The following is a 15785-nucleotide window of genomic DNA, read 5'->3' on the forward strand; positions in this document are numbered from 1 at the left end:
AGGATAGAGCGTTTGCCTATAAACCCAATTAATAGGAGTGAATGCTATGCCTGATTTAAGTAGGAAGTTTACTGACCAAAAATTAAAGATATTATATGGTCATTTACTAAATCATTATCAGAGTTGTAAGGAGCGAGGCTTAGATATCAATACAATGTACGCCGAGATGTATTATGCGGTACAATTTGCTATTGAATCAGACCTAAGTACAAGCCCGTTACATCTTCTAGAGAATTCTGAAAAAGTTAAAGCATACCATGCATTTAGTACAATCTTTCGTGCCCTGCCTTTAGGAATTTCTCATCACGAGCTACGTTTTTTTAATCCGCCAATGCCTCCGTATAATCCGAAGATTGAATATAAAATTACCACCTATAACAATTACAATTCTAACGACTCTGCACTTTTAAATTATTTACTTATTAGATCCCTAATACATGATTCGCATCATCATCACGGAGGGAGTTCTTGTTTTGGCTCTTCAAATCATCATGGCCATGATTCAAAATCAAATGATGATTTTACTAAATTGATCTTCGTTTTGCTTGTGATCGCTTTAGCTGCAATTGCTGCTGGTTTAGCTTTTATTGCCTTGACTTATATGTTTTATGAATTTGCAGACAGCATCGATCGCTTTTGGTATGGTGAAGGATGGCTGAAGGGCGCATTAATGTTCGCTACTTCTATAGGATTTGGTGCTGGTTCAGCGTTCTTAACCCTTAGTGTTGGCGCTTTACCATTGATTGCGCTCGCGGTAGTTACGGGTTTTAATCCAGTTGGTGTAGTCATTATGGCTACAGTACTTCTTAGCATCATGGGAGCGGGTCTTGGATGTTTTGCAATGAGTCTTCTCTATGATTCTGTCAATAAATCAGCTAACAAAGAGGCTATGGATCCCAAGGATCCCGATAGATTTAGATTAACGGCTTCAGAGGAAGAATTTTTACGCGATAAAAAGCACCTGGATCCCATTGCCGTAAAATGCGCTATGATTGCACTACGTGCCGAAATGGAAATTTTAGTCGGTAAGGAAAAGGCTATACCTTCTTTTTTCAGTCGTGATAATGAAACGCAGCAGTTGCTGACTCAATTAAGAAAATTACGCAAAGGGGAGCTGAGTGAACTGGACATTGGTGGGCTACATTTTGATTGTCGTTTTCCTATTGTGAATTTTGTTCCAACTGTATATCAACCAGTCCAGCAAACTTCTTCTTCCTATGATGCGGGGATACCCGAATTTCCGGGATATAGCCCATCTGCCCCCGCTTTTAATCCACAATTTATGTAACTGAATTAGGTGCTTTTTGACTGAGTAAGATATTTTTACTCAGTCAAATTCTGATTTAAGAATTTCTATAATTTATTCTTCGATGCAAAAGGAAGCATGCGCTTTAATACCTCATCTTTGTGAATGAAATGATGGTAAAGGGCCGCAAGAAAATGAAGCCCGACAAGAGCCAGAATTATAAAGGCAAGTATTTGATGGGTTGAGAACATCACATTACCCAGTTGCTCATTCGCGGCAATAAGGCAGGGTATAGTGAACCAACCAAAAAAGTTGATGGGTTTACCATCAGAGCACGTTAACAGGTAGCCTACGATGGGTATAAGTATTATCAGAATAAAAAGACAATGGTGAACTATTTTAGAAGTTATATATTGCCAACGAGGTTGATTTTCTGGCGGTAGGGGTTTGATATTTAGAATATGCCAAATAATAAATAAGATTCCGAGTATTAAAATAGTTACTCCTATTGATTTATGAAGCATCATATAGCGGGGCATAAGTGGTGAGTTGTCACTAAGAGACCAAACTAAATAAAATTGAGCAGTAATAAGAATAAAGATTAACCAATGCAGCAGCTTTGTAATACTGCCAAAACCTTTCATTGTATTCCTTAGCATGCAGATCTCCATTAACGTTAGATAGTGCTACTATACCGACGGCCTAAATAATTTCAATAGCAAGAGATTTAGTCTAGTTTAGACGATGTTGTACGACGGGTATTAAGACTGCATCCAAGTATTCTGGATCTCAAATTAATTAATCCACTCATCAATTGTATTTTTTGAAATGAATCGCCATGTAAATAGAGGCCGATGGATTTTTAAATGGTCAACTCATGTTGAAAAATGTTTTTTTAATAGACTGTTAGCAGGGAAATTTAAGATATTTAGAGAAATGATAAATTAAGGTGTTGTACTTGGCGGAGAGACAGGGATTCGAACCCTGGGAAGGTTGCCCTTCAACGGTTTTCAAGACCGCCGCATTCGACCGCTCTGCCATCTCTCCAGGCGAGAATACTATCCTAACGACTTTGGATTTGCAAATATTTTTTTAAAATTCTTAGCGATTATTGAGCTCTTTTTTTATAAGGTCGAATTTAGTGTGATTACGCTTCAAAAAAAGTGTAAGAATGTTCGCAAATTATATAGTCCTAGGTATAATGTTCCAAAATTTTGTGACTGTTGTGGATGCAACAGATATATATTTATAAATAGGTTAGGTGTAGTTTATGAAACGAATTCAAATGTTGTTCCTAATAGGTCTTATTGTATCTTTATCTGCATGCAAGACATGGTGGGGAAAAGATGATGAAGATAATAATCCATATAAAGGGATGACAGCAGATCAACTTTATACGGAGGCCCAGAAGGACTTACGTAAAAAAGAATATGCGACAGCAATAAAACATCTTGAAGCAATCGAAACAATGTATCCATTTAGTGATTATACAGAGCACTCACAAATGGAACTGATTTATGCTTATTATAAAAATGAAGATTATCCTTCAGCTGCAGCTACTGCAGAGCGATTTATTCATCTTTACCCACGTGCCAAAAATGTAGATTACGCTTATTACATGCGTGGAATGGCTAATTTTCAACAAACTCGTGGGGTTTTTGCAAAATTCCTGCCGCTGGATGAGTCATGGAGAGATCCTGGAACACAAACCCAAGCTTATTCGGATTTCGGAATTTTGATTCAAAAATTCCCTGACAGTAAATATAAAGCAAATGCTTTGCAGCGCATGATTTATTTACGAAATATGTTTGCACAGCATGAGTTAAATGTTGCAACATTTTATTTTAAACGTAAGATGTATGTCGCAGCAATAAACAGAGCAAGCTATGTCGTTAAAAATTATCCTCAAGCCCCGAGCGTAAAACAAGCTTTAGTAGTTATGTATCATGCGAATATGGCTTTAGGCTTCAAAAAGGCTGCGGACGAAGCGCTTACTGTTTACAATGCAACTTATCACACAACTAAAATGGACAGAATTGTTTAATCTCATAATCAGAGGCTTGGAGGCTTTATAGCTCGGATAATTGCGTTATCCGGGCTTTTTTTACAATGCGTTTAAGGTTTGAGATTTTTTTATTTATTGCTACTGAAATAACTCAAGCTTAAAGTATCTTAATAAGAGTTGCTTCAAAAGGGAGCTTTATCAAATGCTCCCTTATAGACATTCCTATGCGATCACGTCTAATTCAGGTTCTTTTTCTTTTACTGCAAGTGCGGCTAAAAGATCATGAGTCAGTTCACGTAGCTCACCGGATAATAAAGCAAGCGCTGCATCGCGTTGTTGATAGTCTTCATCAAGTTGTTTCACTTCATTAAAATCATCGAGAAGAAAATCAAGGCACTTGAGCTTTTTAAAGCTAAAGTCATGAGTTAGAGTCAATTGAATTCGTTCTTTCCAAATTAACGAAATTTCAGCAGTTCCCATACCTTGCGATAATAATGTTAAGACTTCTTCTGCTGGTAGCTCATAACCCTTGCAATGTACCCTTTTTTTCTCATCATCTAGAGAAAAGAGTATGCAGTCAGACGCTAATTGAAAATCGCTAGGAAGAGTGCCAGGGGAGTGAATCCATTCCGCAAAACGCACTGCAAGATTCTCTGTGTGGGTAATTGGTTCAATCGAGATACCGGCTACTGATTTACGTAAAAGAGAGGTAAGTTGTGCAGCCTGGTTATTACTGGAAGCATTAACTATGATTCTTTTGCTGACACTGTCAAGGATGGCAAACATTTTTTTCTGAATGCAAAACGATTTAGGCAATAATTCAAACTCGATGTCTTCAGCCATTTGTGCTTTTTCAGCGCGTTTTACTGGACGACCTTGTTGCGTTTCGAGCATTTGCACTTTCTCCGCCAACATTTTATTGATCACGCCACGTGGGAGCAATCGCTCTTCTTTGCCCATGCAAATCAGTGAACTTCCAGCAACTTCTTGAACCATCTCATCTGCAAAAGCCGGAAGCCATCCGTATACAAAGCGAGCGTGAGGGGGGCAAGGTTTTAGAATGTTTTCAGCCAAGGACGCTGCTAAATCACACGCTTCGTCCAATTCATATTGATAAATTAGTGCATTGTTAAACCACATAAAAAACTCCTGAGATTACATAATATAATAGGTACCGATGGCCATTGTTCTGTTGTATGGTAGTTTATAAAAGTCGATATTTAAATTGGCTGAATAATTACGTATTAAAAAAGCAAATAATTTTTCTTGCCAATAGAAGGTTAATGATTTTTTTGATTTTGATGCAGTAATATTTGGAATTTCCACCATATAAGTAGCGCGATCAACATTGAGCTTGAATGGGAAGAGATTCTTGTTAGAAGCTCGTTCTAGGGCCCTGGGTATTGAAATCGTTTCCATGAATCCATAATGTAAGGTGAGATTAAAGATCTTCTCATGCAAGCAGGTAATTTCATAACGTTGGCTGTAATGGACATAAGGAATGTTGTCCACAATATAGTTAACAATAAGGACTCGTTCTGGAACTGCGCGGCTTAACTTGAGGAAGTGAAGGAAGCTTCCTCCACTTTTATCATAAACATCCGTAATAAAAATGGCGGTCAAATCAGTAAGCTGATTCAAGCTTTTGTATTCCAATTGCCGAATAATCTTGGAAATATCATCTTTATTCATGTAATAATTTTCACGCAAATATTCCAAGCCAAATTTCCAGGTGTACATAATGGTTGCTATCAGTAAAGCAAAGGTAACCGGGACCCAGCCTCCGGTCAAAAACTTATGTAAATTGGATCCGAGAAATGCAAAGTCTATGGTGAGAAATAATCCGAATATCAGTGTGACTTTAAATTTTGACCATTTCCAAATCGATATTGCAGCATAAGCAACCATTGCATCAATCAACAGCATGTATGCATTTACGGCAATTCCATATGCATGAGCTAAATTATCTGATGTTTTAAAGGCAACACAAAAAGTGATTGTCCCAATGAACAGAATAAAATTAATTTGAGGGACATAAATTTGTCCAGAAAATTCCTTGGATGTTTGTACTATGGGGATACGAGGACATAGACCAAGCAAAACGGCTTGTTTTGTTAAAGAAAATGTAGCTGAAATAACAGCTTGCGAAGCAATTACTGTTGCAATAGTCGCAAGAATGATTAATGGAATATAAAACCATTGGGGTGCAATCATATAAAAAGGATTGCCAATCGCTTGGGGGTGTAAGAGTAAGTTGGCTCCTTGGCCAAAGTAATTTAAGATTAAGCAGGGAAGAACAACTGCAAACCAACTGGCACGAATAGGATTTTTTCCAAAGTGCCCGATATCGGCATAAAGTGCTTCCCCGCCTGTAACTACTAGAAAAATTCCTCCTAATAATAAATATCCTTTAAATCCTGTATCGTGTATCAATGCAAAAGCATGGTAAGGATTGATGGCTGTCAGCACTATTGGTGCTTTTACTATTTGTATTATTCCGAGCACAGCGATTGTTATAAACCAGAGCAGTATAAATGGACCAAATAGATTTCCTATACTTCCTGTTCCTCTTGCTTGCAACAAGAAAAGTAAGATCAGAATTACTCCGGCAATGGGCAAAATATAGGGTGTAAATGAGTCTGAAAGAGTACTAAGACCTTCTACGGCACTGACTACAGATATGGCAGGCGTCAGCATGCCATCACCTAAGAGTAATCCTGCACCAAAAATTGCAATAATATAAAATAAGGGGACATACCGAGTGCTTTTATGCTTCATTAGTGCCAAAAGGGCAAGAATTCCTCCTTCTCCATCATTATCTGCTCGAAAAATCATAATTAAGTATTTGAATGAGATGATAATAATCAAACACCAGAAAATAAGTGAAAGTACTCCCATAATATTGGATTGAGTGATAGGGAGATTATCCAGCGTGACTTTTAAGGCATATAATGGACTGGTACCTATGTCACCAAACACAACTCCTAATGCTCCTAGAGTGAGTCCATAAGAGAATTTTTGCGTATTTTCCATATCGATTACCAAAATGTGTTAATTGTTAGAACATAGGTCGTAAAAAGGGGGATAAAACGTTTTTTTATAGTCTGTGGCATCACTGTCCCTAATTCTTATTTTTAGTTAAGTTGAGCGGGTACTGCTTTTAAGCTTTACAGGAGGCTGTTTACAATTTTACTACCCACTCGTTTCCCGGCACAGCGAGGGATCTCCACGATGTAGCACGATATTACGATAGGAGATCCCTGGCGGCGCTCGGGATGGCGTAGGAGCAGGCTACGGTGCTCTAAAATAACGCCATTTAGACTCAATCTAGCGAATTATAAACAGACCCTAAAATTTATGAACTATTGCAGGTCTATCGTTCTTTGTGTAGATTAGCCGATTTTTGTTCTTTGGGAAATAGAAAAATGAATGCAAAAGTTATTTTGCTTAAGGCAAAACAAAATACAGTGTTACGCGGTCATCCATGGATATTCCCCAAGGCCATTGCTAAAACTCATGGAAAATTAGTAACAGGACATTTGGTTGATATTTACAATGCAGATGACGAGCTTATTGGTTTCGGTGTTTATAATGAGCATTCTCTCTATAGAGTCAGAGTATTAGCCCTTGCAAATGAATCCATAGATAAAAGCAATTTACATTCCTTGATTGCACATCGTCTAATGCAGGCAAAACAGGTCAGAGAATGTTTAAATCTGCCTAATGAAGAAACTACTGCTTATCGTTTGTTTAATAGTGAAGCAGATGGTCTTTCCGGATTAACAATTGATCGTTTTAATCAGATTTGTGTCGTTGCGAGCTCTGCGTATTGGGTTGAACTCAATCGGGAAGTAATCATGCACGCTTTGCAAAATTTATTTCCAGCAGATCAGATTGTTTGGATGCCACAAAGTAAGCCATTAGGACAAGATGGATGGAAACAAATTACTGTGCAAGAGAACCATTATGATACAAAAGTTCTTGAGGCTGGGGTTGTTTATGAGGTTGAATTTGCTCAAGCACAAAAAACAGGCTTGTTTCTTGATCAAAGGGAGAATCATCAGCGTATTGCTCAATTATCAAAAGGAAAGAACGTATTAGATCTTTACTGTTACAGTGGCGGTTTTGCCTTACATGCTGCTCGCTCTGGAGCCTCAAAAGTCACCGCGGTGGATAGTTCTGCTCAGGCAATCGCGCAAGCAAAGAAAAATGCTGCGTTAAATGGAGTGACTCAGATTGAGTTTATTGAGGCAGATGCGCGTGACTACTTAACAAAAGCAGGAGATTATGATCTCGTTATTCTCGATCCTCCTAAATTGGTTCCATCAAAACAACATGTGGAACGGGCTAAAAATTATTATCGATTTTTGCACCGTGAAGTATTTAAATATATGAAAGCAGGTTCATTATTAATGACATGTAATTGTTCTTCAGCACTTTCATCTCAGGAATTTTGTTCTTTGGTCGGTGCCCAAGCTGGAGCGGTTGGGAAACAAGCCCGTATTTTGGGTGTTTATGGTCCAGCAAGTTGTCATCCGACTTTAACTTCATTTCCAGAAGGGAATTATCTGACAGCCATCCTTTTGGCCGTAGTTTGATAGAATTTGTAGTTTGGATTATGGCTTAGTCGTAACCCGTGAATTGTGTCGTCATCCCTTAGTATGCTCGGGATGACGAGATAGGCTACTTAGGCTAAGTATGAACGCTTCGGTCTCTGTCACGCAAACACTGCAATACATCATAAAAACTTAATTCACATGCTTTTAATAAAACAAATAAATGAAAAATTAAGTCAGCGCATTCATTTACCAGTTCTTCCCGATTGTTATTTACAGCCGCAATCACGGTTTCTACTGCTTCTTCACCTACTTTTTGGGCGCATCGAGAGAGTCCGGAATCTAATAATTGTGCGGTATAACTGTTTTCATTTTTGGAGTCTGCACGTTCATTAATCAGTTCAATTAAATCATCTATAAATCCTAAATTGGTATTATGTGTCGGTTGAAAACAACTGGTGTAGCCTAAATGACAGGCTGGTCCTTTGGGTAACACCTGAATTAAGAGGCTGTCACTGTCACAATCAACACTGATATGTTGTATGGACATGCTATTACCGGAACTTTCTCCTTTACGCCATAAGCGTTTTCGACTTCGACTGTACAGATTTAATTGGCCGGTGGTGAGTGTAGCGATTAGAGCCTCTTGGTTCATATAACCTAACATTAGCACAGTACCGTTTTCTGCATTTTGGATAATCGCTGGTAATAAACCATTCATTTTTTTCCAATCTAAAGAATTAATTTCCATGTGAATCATAATCGTACCTCAATATTTTGTTTTATTAGTGCTAATTTTATTTCGTTTATTGTCAAAATTTTGTCATGAAAAATGCTGGCAGCTAAAGCACCATCTACTCGAGACTCGAGAAATACTTGAGTAAAATCATTCAGCGCCCCGGCTCCTCCTGATGCAATTAATGGTACCTGACACAAGGGGCGCATCATTTTTAATTGGTATAAATCATAGCCGTTGCGTACCCCATCTGATTGCATACAATTTAATACAATTTCTCCTGCTCCTCGATCTTGTACTTCCTTAATCCATTCTTTGGTTTTTCGTTTGGAGTTAAGGGTTTTTTTTTCATCACCTGTATATTGATAGACATAATAATCATCATCTATCCATTGACTATCAATTCCTATGACAACGCATTGGCTTCCAAAATTTCGACTTAATTCATTAATTAAGTCAGGCTTTTCCAATGCAGGGCTATTAATGGATATTTTATCGGCCCCAGAATTTAATACGGATTTTGCCTGATTAAGAGAACGAATTCCACCAGCTACGGTGAATGGAATATTAATTGTTCCAGCTACTTGGTTCACCCAATCGGGACAAACCGAGCGTTGCTCCGAGCTTGCAGTAATATCATAAAATACAAGCTCATCTGCACCGGCTGCAGAATACTCAGCTGCAAGCTCAAGGATATTCCCAACAATGCGATGATCGCGAAATTTAATTCCTTTGACCACTTGATTATCACGGACATCCAGGCATGGAATAATTCGTTTGGTTAACATAATTTCACCTACATAAATCATAAATAAAGCAGCATGAGTTTAGCGCAACGGGCCCCGAGCCTTCTTACCGTCATCCCTTGCTAGGCTCGAGATAATGTGGCGGCCAGGTCAAAGCCGCCTTGGTAAAGTGTCAGTCCAAGAATCGCAGCACTCACTCCTAATGCATCTAATTGATCGATATCCTCAGCATTCCTGATACCTCCCGAAGCTTGCCATTCAATTTGTGGAAAAAGTAAGACGGCCTCTTTATAAAGTTCAAAATTCGGTCCTTGCATCATTCCATCACAAGCGATATCCGTACAGAGTATTTGTTTAATACCTAATCGTTGGTAAAAGGAAACAACATCCCATAGATTATGGGCGGTGGTAGTTTGCCAACCATGAATAGCAGGTATAGGAATTCCATCATGCATGTGCACATCTAAGGCTAGTATAATGTGTTGGGGATTTATTACGTTAATAATTTGCACGGTCAGTTCAGGATTGCTTATGGCAATACTGCCTATAACTAGATTAGAAATTCCCGATGAAAAACATAATACGGCTTGTTCTAAAGAGCGTATTCCACCACCTGCTTGTACGGGGATTCCTGTGTTTTGCATGGCACGGATTAAAGCGAGTTGTTGCATCGTTCCGGTTTGTGCACCATCCAAATCAACTACATGCAAACGTTTGGCCCCTAATTGAGCGAAATAGGTGGCACGTTCAATAGGCAGTGTATCGAACTGAGTGACTTGATCAAATTGTCCTTGCCGTAAACGCACACATCGACCCGCTTGGATGTCAATTGCAGGGATAAGGATCATAAAGCCTCCATATGTTAATCACTTCCTCGGAAACTCTACTACAGAGGTGAATTGCTTGGTCGATACGATGCTCGAATCCTCATGTACTTATTGTACACTCCGGTTCAGTACCCCGTGTCTTCTCGAATTTCTCCTCTGTAGCGAGTACTCAAAAAAAGTCTAATGGTTACAAAAATTATTGAGTAGAGTCATGCCCGCTTCTGCAGATTTTTCTGGATGAAATTGCATACCCCAAATATTATTTTTTTGAATTATTGCCGTGAATGGTTGACCGTATTCACAATATGCCAAAGCATACTCACTCTCACCAAGGGCGTAGCTATGAACGAAATATACATAATCCTGTTCTTTTAGTCCTTGTTTTAAAAAGGACTCAGTGCACCATTGCAACTGATTCCAGCCCATGTGAGGCACGGGATACCCATCCTGTTGTTGCAAACGACGTACTTTTCCTGAAAGCATACCTAGACAGTGTATATCGTTTTCCTCACTGTATTCGAACAATAATTGCATACCCAGACAAATACCAAGCAGTGGTTGTTCCAGTGAGGTAACCACATCAATCAAATCATATTGGCGTAGGGCACTCATGCCAAAAGCTGCCGTACCTACTCCTGGTAAAATCACATGGCTTGCATTACAAATTTCCTTTGGATCATGGGTTAATTGATAATTAAATCCTAATCTCTTTAATGCATTACCTAAAGAGGTTAGATTGGTGCCACTGACATCAATAACAGCAATCATAACAGCCCCTTGGTTGATGGAAGGGCGTTATTTGTTTGCAGACAGGCTTGGCCTAGTGCTCTCCCTAAAGACTTGAAGCACGCTTCAATCATGTGGTGGTGATTTTGACCTTTAACTTCGACATGGATGGTTGCACCGAGGGCAGCGGCTAAGGAATTAAAGAAATGAGGAACCATTTCAGTTGCCATGCCGCCAACAAATTCACGAGTAAATTGGCCCTTAAAGTCGCAAAAACTTCTACCACTTATATCTATAGCTATAGTGGCTAAAGCTTCATCCATCGGTAAAGTAAAGCCATAACGGTTAATGCCCCATTTATCACCAAGCGCTTTTTTTAGTCCTTCACCTAAAGCAATTGCTGTATCTTCGATTAAATGGTGATCATCCACTTCGATGTCGCCATTGGCATACAATTCAAGATTAAATCCACCATGTTTGGCTACCTGCTCCAGCATGTGGTTAAAAAAAGGCAATGGTGTATTGATTGGACTACTTTGATCGACATCCAATGTTAGGTTCAATTTAATCTCGGTTTCTTTTGTCTTTCTTTGAATCACGGCGCTTCGTTTGTGATTAAGAATTGTTTGTGTAATTTGATCCCATCCATGTTCTTTAGACACTGGCAAGAATTTGATACCTAAATTGTCAGCTAATTGTCGATCAGTCTCTCTGTCACCAATAACCCATGAACAGGAATGATCAATTGTTTTTTCTTTAAAAAATTGATCCACCAATCCTGTTTTAGGTTTCCGGCAGAAACAATTGTCTTCGGGCATGTGGGGACAAATAAAAATTTCATCAAAAAATATGCCCTGTGAAGAGAAAAGATCCAGAGTAAATTCATGACAAATCATAAAATCATCTTCCGGAAAAGCAGGGGTACCTAGACCATTTTGATTGCTCACTATCACCAAGCGGAAACCTTCATTTTGTAGTCGCAGTAATGCGGGAATAACATAGGGAGTGAGCTTAATTTTATCCAATGAGTCCACTTGAAAATCAAAAGGTTCTTCGATTAAGGTCCCATCACGATCAATAAATAAGATTTTTTGCATTTTAATATCCTAAGCCATTATTTTGAAAAGAAGATAGAGCATTCAGCAACAGCTGATTCTGTGGCTCATCACCTACAGTGATTCGTAAATGATCGTGCAAAGATGATTGAGGTGAAAAACTTTTGATCACCATGCCTTCTTTGATAAGCCAAGAGACTAATTGGGTTGTATGTTTTGTTTTAATAAGAATAAAATTCGTTTCTGTTGGATATACTTTCTCAATGACTGGGCAAAATTGTAATTTCTGGATTAATTTTGTTCGCGAATTTCTAATCCTCTTAATTGCTTCTAAAAACCAATCAGAATTTTCCAATGCGCGTAGTGCTAAATCAATTACAACACTTGAAAGTGGAAAGGGAGGCATAATTTTATTAAAGGTTTGGATTAGCTGTTCTTGTGCCAATATAATGCCCAAACGAAGGTTGGCAAGACCATAGGCTTTCGACAAGGTACGCAAAACAATTAAGTTATCGTATTCAGGAATTAAACGAGTGGCACTTTGTGCCTCAGTAAATTCGATATATGCCTCATCAACCACGATGACGCAGCGATTTTTGTACTCGGCACAAAGCTGTGCGATAAAATCCAGATCGACTCGATGAGCAGTTGGATTATTTGGATTACATAAAAAGATAATTTTACAATTTTTTTGCCAACTCTTGCCAATGTCTTCTAGCGTGATTTTAAACTGACACAGAGGGTCTAACGGACACTCGATCAGCTGGGCATCTTGTAATGATGCATAAAAGGAATACATGGAAAAGGTAGGTGGAAATTGCATGCAGGCGTCTTGGCCTGCACTTAAAAATAAACGACTGATTAAATCAATGCCATCATCTGAGCCTCGAGTCAGTACCATTTGATTTACATCAACTTGATAGCGTTTTGCTAATTGCTCTTGCAGCTGGTCTTGTAACCCTTTTTCTGGATAAAAATTTAAGTCGATATCCGTACTTAATGCAGACCAAGGAAGCTCGTTTGCGTGTAATCGGTATTTTATTGGAGCATCGCCAAGAACATAGGGTTCTTTGTTTAACAATTCAGAGCGTATTAAGTTAAGTACGGACATTTATTTCTCCAACGAAGCAAGTCTGATTTCCACCGCTTTGGCATGGGCATCCAAACCTTCAATCTGTGCTAGTGCAATTGCCGAGGACCCTAACTCCCTAATTCCCTCGGTGCTAATCGATTGCACGTTAAAACAAGTTAAAAAATCGAGGGTACTCAGGCCATTATGATTTCTGGCAAAACCATAGGTTGGTAGAACATGGTTTGATCCGGTCACGTAATCACCAAGTGTTTCGGCAGCCCAGGGACCTAGAAATATAGTTCCTACCGAATTGATTTCCTCTATCCACGATTCGGCATCTTTTCGATTGAGAATCAAATGCTCTGGAGCATAGGAGTTAATAATGTTTAATTGTTCTGCTTTTTCTGCGCAGACAATAATCATGCTGTTTGTCATGGATTGCTTAATTATTTGTGTTCTTGACAAAGCACTGAATTGAACTTGCAGTTGTTGGTTCACTTGTTCTGCACATTGAAGCGTGTCACAAACCAAAATGACTTGGGAATCGATACCATGCTCTGCTTGCGCAAGCAAATCAGCAGCAATAAATGCTGGATTTGCTTGATTGTCAGCACTAATCATGACTTCGGATGGTCCGGCGGGCATATCTATAGCGGCACCATATGGATCTGCGGCAACTAGTGTTTTGGCTTCTGTAACATAACGATTACCTGGCCCAAAAATTTTGTCTACTTTTGCAACTGTTTCTGTGCCATAAGCCATAGCTGCGATGGCTTGTGCCCCCCCAAGGGTATAAATAGTATCTATGCCACATAAACGTGCTGCTACAAGAAGGTGCTCATTAATTGAACCTGATGCATCGGGTGGAGTGCATAATATTTTTATAGGACATCCTGCTACGAGTGCAGGTACAGCTTGCATTAATAATGAAGAAACTAACGGCGTATTATTACCACCAGGTATATACAGACCAACATGCTGAATTGGTCTATAGGTGGTGTAAATTGTCACACCATTAGCAGTACAAATTTTTTTGTTTTCTGGTAAAAGAGCTTGGTGATAGAGAGTAATTGTCTTTATGGCTTCAGTGATGGCAGCCAGTGATTTCTTACTGATGCACGAATTCTCAATTTTCTGTTTGGGAATTTGCAGGCTTTCCAAACGAGCGCCATCAAACTGTTCTGTGAATGCAAATAATGCATCATCTCCAAAGGTTCGGACCTGTTTAATAATCTCTTGCACTTTGTCTTTTGCGGAAGATGCTTGCAAGGGACGAGTAAGATAGTGTTTTTTTTCAGCCTGCGAGAGGGATTGCCAATTTTTAATCGATAACATCATATTACTCCAACATTTTTTCTATAGGTAACACCAATATAGAACTGGCACCGAGGGTTTGAATGGTTTCTAAAGTGTTCCAAAATACACGTTCACTAGAAACAACATGAACGGCCACTTTATTCATATTTCCGGGTAAAGGCAGAATGGTGGGAGACTCAGCGCCAGGTAGTTTTTCTGCAATTGCTTCGAGGGCTGATTTTGGGGCATGAAAAACAATGTATTTTCTTTCTTGTGCTTGTTGTACGGATTGAATTCTTCGCGAGAGCATGTCAAACAAGTCTTGAAAGATGCAGGAAGGCTTCTCATCACTTTGGATCAATACCGCTTGGCTTGAAAGCACGGTATCAACTTCATAGAGCTTGTTATCTTCCAATGTTTGACCGCTTGAAACCAGGTCACAAATCGCATCGGCCATACCCATGCGTGGAGCAACTTCAATAGAGCCTGATAATACAAGGCTTTCTGCACATATCTTTTTATTCCGTAAATATTGGTTCAGCAAATTTGGATATCTGGTAGCAATTCGCTTACCATCTAAACTCCCAGGACCTTGATAATCAGTGGATTCAGGGACAGCTATAGATAAACGGCAAGTACATGTGCCTAATGCGGCTGAAATTTTGTATGATTTGGTTGGATTCGCAAGAGCTGCTTCAAATAAGACATTTTCACCCACGATGCCGCCATCACATAGGCCATCGAATACTAAGGTGGGTATGTCATCATCACGTACAAAAAGTAAATCAATAGGAAAATTATCAACATGGGTGAGCAAGCTATTCGGTTTGATACGAAATTTTAAACCACATCTCTGTAAAAGACTTAAAGATTCTTCAGATAACCGCCCCTTTTTCTGCAAGGCTAAACGTAAACGATTTTTCACGATGACTCCAATCTCTTCGCGATTAATTCATAACCGCCTGTACCAAAACTTAAACAGCGCGCCACACGGGTTATTGTGGTTACACTGACCCCCGTTTGTTCATGAATGGTGCGATAGGGGATACCTTGTCGCAATAAAGGAACGACCTGCCAACGATCGGCCATTGCTTCCAATTCTGCTGGGGTGCAGAGGTCAGTAAAAAACTGCAACGCTTCTTCTTTATTCTCGAGCAAGCTGAGGGCATGCATTAAATCAGGGAGAGCAGAATGATTTATCGTAGTATGTGTTTTCATGTTAATGTATTAATGTAGTAGAACATTAACTCGATGATAATGCCTATTTTTAATACTGTCAATAAAAAATGATGACAAGAATTATATCTTTGAGGAACTTAGCCTGTAAGCAGCGCAACGGAGAGGGGTTTTGGCCATCATCATCACCCCCAAGCGATGACGGGGGGCTGCACTGAATCCAGGCTACCCAAATTAATGTAATGTTGGTGAACTAAATTTATAGACTAACAGATGTTGGTTGGGTCTTGACCCTATATTTGAGCGCCCTGGGGGCGGGTAATCAGAAATGAATACCCATATCC

Annotated in this window: 15 protein-coding genes and 1 tRNA gene; 3 read left to right on the forward strand and 13 right to left on the reverse strand. The window is 39.2% G+C overall.

Annotated features, from left to right (window positions below):
* Window positions 1–46 precede the first annotated feature (46 nt).
* Window positions 47–1288, forward strand: a complete 1242-nt coding sequence (locus OQJ26_RS14315) for a hypothetical protein (RefSeq protein ID WP_265704412.1) — start codon at window positions 47–49, stop codon at window positions 1286–1288.
* 65 nt (window positions 1289–1353) lie between these two features.
* On the opposite strand, the gene OQJ26_RS14320 is transcribed toward OQJ26_RS14315, so the two are convergent.
* Entirely contained in the window at window positions 1354–1905 is a 552-nt protein-coding gene (locus OQJ26_RS14320; protein ID WP_265704413.1) for a cytochrome b, read from the reverse strand.
* Between the two features lie 300 nt (window positions 1906–2205).
* A tRNA-Ser gene (locus tag OQJ26_RS14325) sits at window positions 2206–2293 on the reverse strand.
* Window positions 2294–2516: 223 nt separating this feature from the next.
* Here OQJ26_RS14325 and OQJ26_RS14330 point away from each other — a divergent pair.
* Window positions 2517–3290: an outer membrane protein assembly factor BamD gene (locus OQJ26_RS14330; RefSeq protein ID WP_265704414.1), complete on the forward strand. Its 774-nt coding sequence runs from the start codon at window positions 2517–2519 to the stop codon at window positions 3288–3290.
* A gap of 183 nt (window positions 3291–3473) precedes the next feature.
* Here OQJ26_RS14330 and OQJ26_RS14335 read toward each other — a convergent pair whose 3' ends face one another.
* Both OQJ26_RS14335 and OQJ26_RS14340 read right to left on the reverse strand, forming a co-directional pair.
* Window positions 3474–4391, reverse strand: a complete 918-nt coding sequence (locus OQJ26_RS14335) for a recombination-associated protein RdgC (protein ID WP_265704415.1) — start codon at window positions 4389–4391, stop codon at window positions 3474–3476.
* A 15-nt stretch (window positions 4392–4406) separates the two neighbouring features.
* On the reverse strand, window positions 4407–6284 hold the full coding sequence (locus OQJ26_RS14340) for a potassium transporter Kup (RefSeq protein ID WP_265704416.1): 1878 nt from the start codon (window positions 6282–6284) through the stop codon (window positions 4407–4409).
* 392 nt (window positions 6285–6676) lie between these two features.
* Between OQJ26_RS14340 and OQJ26_RS14345 the strand changes: the two genes are divergently transcribed.
* A complete protein-coding gene (locus tag OQJ26_RS14345; protein ID WP_265704417.1) occupies window positions 6677–7849 on the forward strand; it encodes a class I SAM-dependent rRNA methyltransferase in 1173 nt (390 codons plus the stop codon).
* Window positions 7850–7943: 94 nt separating this feature from the next.
* Here OQJ26_RS14345 and hisIE read toward each other — a convergent pair whose 3' ends face one another.
* The 9 genes from hisIE to OQJ26_RS14390 all read right to left on the reverse strand — a co-directional run bounded on the left by hisIE (window position 7944) and on the right by OQJ26_RS14390 (window position 15483).
* Window positions 7944–8567: a bifunctional phosphoribosyl-AMP cyclohydrolase/phosphoribosyl-ATP diphosphatase HisIE gene (gene hisIE, locus OQJ26_RS14350; RefSeq protein WP_265704418.1), complete on the reverse strand. Its 624-nt coding sequence runs from the start codon at window positions 8565–8567 to the stop codon at window positions 7944–7946.
* Entirely contained in the window at window positions 8564–9331 is a 768-nt protein-coding gene (gene hisF / locus OQJ26_RS14355) for an imidazole glycerol phosphate synthase subunit HisF (RefSeq protein WP_265704419.1), read from the reverse strand. The genes hisIE and hisF overlap by 4 nt, the downstream gene beginning before the upstream one ends.
* Before the next feature lie 80 nt (window positions 9332–9411).
* Entirely contained in the window at window positions 9412–10137 is a 726-nt protein-coding gene (locus tag OQJ26_RS14360) for a 1-(5-phosphoribosyl)-5-[(5-phosphoribosylamino)methylideneamino] imidazole-4-carboxamide isomerase (RefSeq protein WP_265704420.1), read from the reverse strand.
* Between the two features lie 159 nt (window positions 10138–10296).
* Window positions 10297–10884 carry an imidazole glycerol phosphate synthase subunit HisH gene (gene hisH / locus OQJ26_RS14365; RefSeq protein WP_265704421.1) on the reverse strand — a complete coding sequence of 196 codons (588 nt, stop codon included), beginning with the start codon at window positions 10882–10884 and terminating at the stop codon, window positions 10297–10299.
* Window positions 10881–11939 carry a bifunctional histidinol-phosphatase/imidazoleglycerol-phosphate dehydratase HisB gene (gene hisB, locus OQJ26_RS14370; RefSeq protein WP_265704422.1) on the reverse strand — a complete coding sequence of 353 codons (1059 nt, stop codon included), beginning with the start codon at window positions 11937–11939 and terminating at the stop codon, window positions 10881–10883. The genes hisH and hisB overlap by 4 nt, the downstream gene beginning before the upstream one ends.
* Before the next feature lies 1 nt (window position 11940).
* On the reverse strand, window positions 11941–13008 hold the full coding sequence (gene hisC / locus OQJ26_RS14375) for a histidinol-phosphate transaminase (RefSeq protein ID WP_265704423.1): 1068 nt from the start codon (window positions 13006–13008) through the stop codon (window positions 11941–11943).
* Window positions 13009–14304: a histidinol dehydrogenase gene (gene hisD, locus OQJ26_RS14380; protein ID WP_265704461.1), complete on the reverse strand. Its 1296-nt coding sequence runs from the start codon at window positions 14302–14304 to the stop codon at window positions 13009–13011. It abuts the gene before it with no gap.
* Between the two features lie 4 nt (window positions 14305–14308).
* Window positions 14309–15190 carry an ATP phosphoribosyltransferase gene (gene hisG / locus OQJ26_RS14385; RefSeq protein ID WP_265704424.1) on the reverse strand — a complete coding sequence of 294 codons (882 nt, stop codon included), beginning with the start codon at window positions 15188–15190 and terminating at the stop codon, window positions 14309–14311.
* The gene (locus OQJ26_RS14390; protein WP_265704425.1) at window positions 15187–15483 is read right to left on the reverse strand and encodes a YerC/YecD family TrpR-related protein; all 297 of its coding nucleotides are present in this window, start codon (window positions 15481–15483) and stop codon (window positions 15187–15189) included. Before OQJ26_RS14390 ends, hisG begins: the two co-directional genes overlap by 4 nt.
* Between the last annotated feature and the right edge of the window lie 302 nt (window positions 15484–15785).

This window comes from Legionella sheltonii, assembly GCF_026191355.1.
Lineage (GTDB): Bacteria > Pseudomonadota > Gammaproteobacteria > Legionellales > Legionellaceae > Legionella > Legionella sheltonii.

Excerpts from the sequence above, each read along its gene's own strand:
- OQJ26_RS14315 (WP_265704412.1), top strand. The coding sequence starts at position 47 with ATGCCTGATTTAAGTAGGAAGTTTACTGACCAAAAATTAAAGATATTA.
- OQJ26_RS14320 (WP_265704413.1), bottom strand. The coding sequence starts at position 1,905 with ATGCTAAGGAATACAATGAAAGGTTTTGGCAGTATTACAAAGCTGCTG.
- OQJ26_RS14330 (WP_265704414.1), top strand. The coding sequence starts at position 2,517 with ATGAAACGAATTCAAATGTTGTTCCTAATAGGTCTTATTGTATCTTTA.
- OQJ26_RS14335 (WP_265704415.1), bottom strand. The coding sequence starts at position 4,391 with ATGTGGTTTAACAATGCACTAATTTATCAATATGAATTGGACGAAGCG.
- OQJ26_RS14340 (WP_265704416.1), bottom strand. The coding sequence starts at position 6,284 with ATGGAAAATACGCAAAAATTCTCTTATGGACTCACTCTAGGAGCATTA.
- OQJ26_RS14345 (WP_265704417.1), top strand. The coding sequence starts at position 6,677 with ATGAATGCAAAAGTTATTTTGCTTAAGGCAAAACAAAATACAGTGTTA.
- hisIE (WP_265704418.1), bottom strand. The coding sequence starts at position 8,567 with ATGATTCACATGGAAATTAATTCTTTAGATTGGAAAAAAATGAATGGT.
- hisF (WP_265704419.1), bottom strand. The coding sequence starts at position 9,331 with ATGTTAACCAAACGAATTATTCCATGCCTGGATGTCCGTGATAATCAA.
- OQJ26_RS14360 (WP_265704420.1), bottom strand. The coding sequence starts at position 10,137 with ATGATCCTTATCCCTGCAATTGACATCCAAGCGGGTCGATGTGTGCGT.
- hisH (WP_265704421.1), bottom strand. The coding sequence starts at position 10,884 with ATGATTGCTGTTATTGATGTCAGTGGCACCAATCTAACCTCTTTAGGT.
- hisB (WP_265704422.1), bottom strand. The coding sequence starts at position 11,939 with ATGCAAAAAATCTTATTTATTGATCGTGATGGGACCTTAATCGAAGAA.
- hisC (WP_265704423.1), bottom strand. The coding sequence starts at position 13,008 with ATGTCCGTACTTAACTTAATACGCTCTGAATTGTTAAACAAAGAACCC.
- hisD (WP_265704461.1), bottom strand. The coding sequence starts at position 14,304 with ATGTTATCGATTAAAAATTGGCAATCCCTCTCGCAGGCTGAAAAAAAA.
- OQJ26_RS14390 (WP_265704425.1), bottom strand. The coding sequence starts at position 15,483 with ATGAAAACACATACTACGATAAATCATTCTGCTCTCCCTGATTTAATG.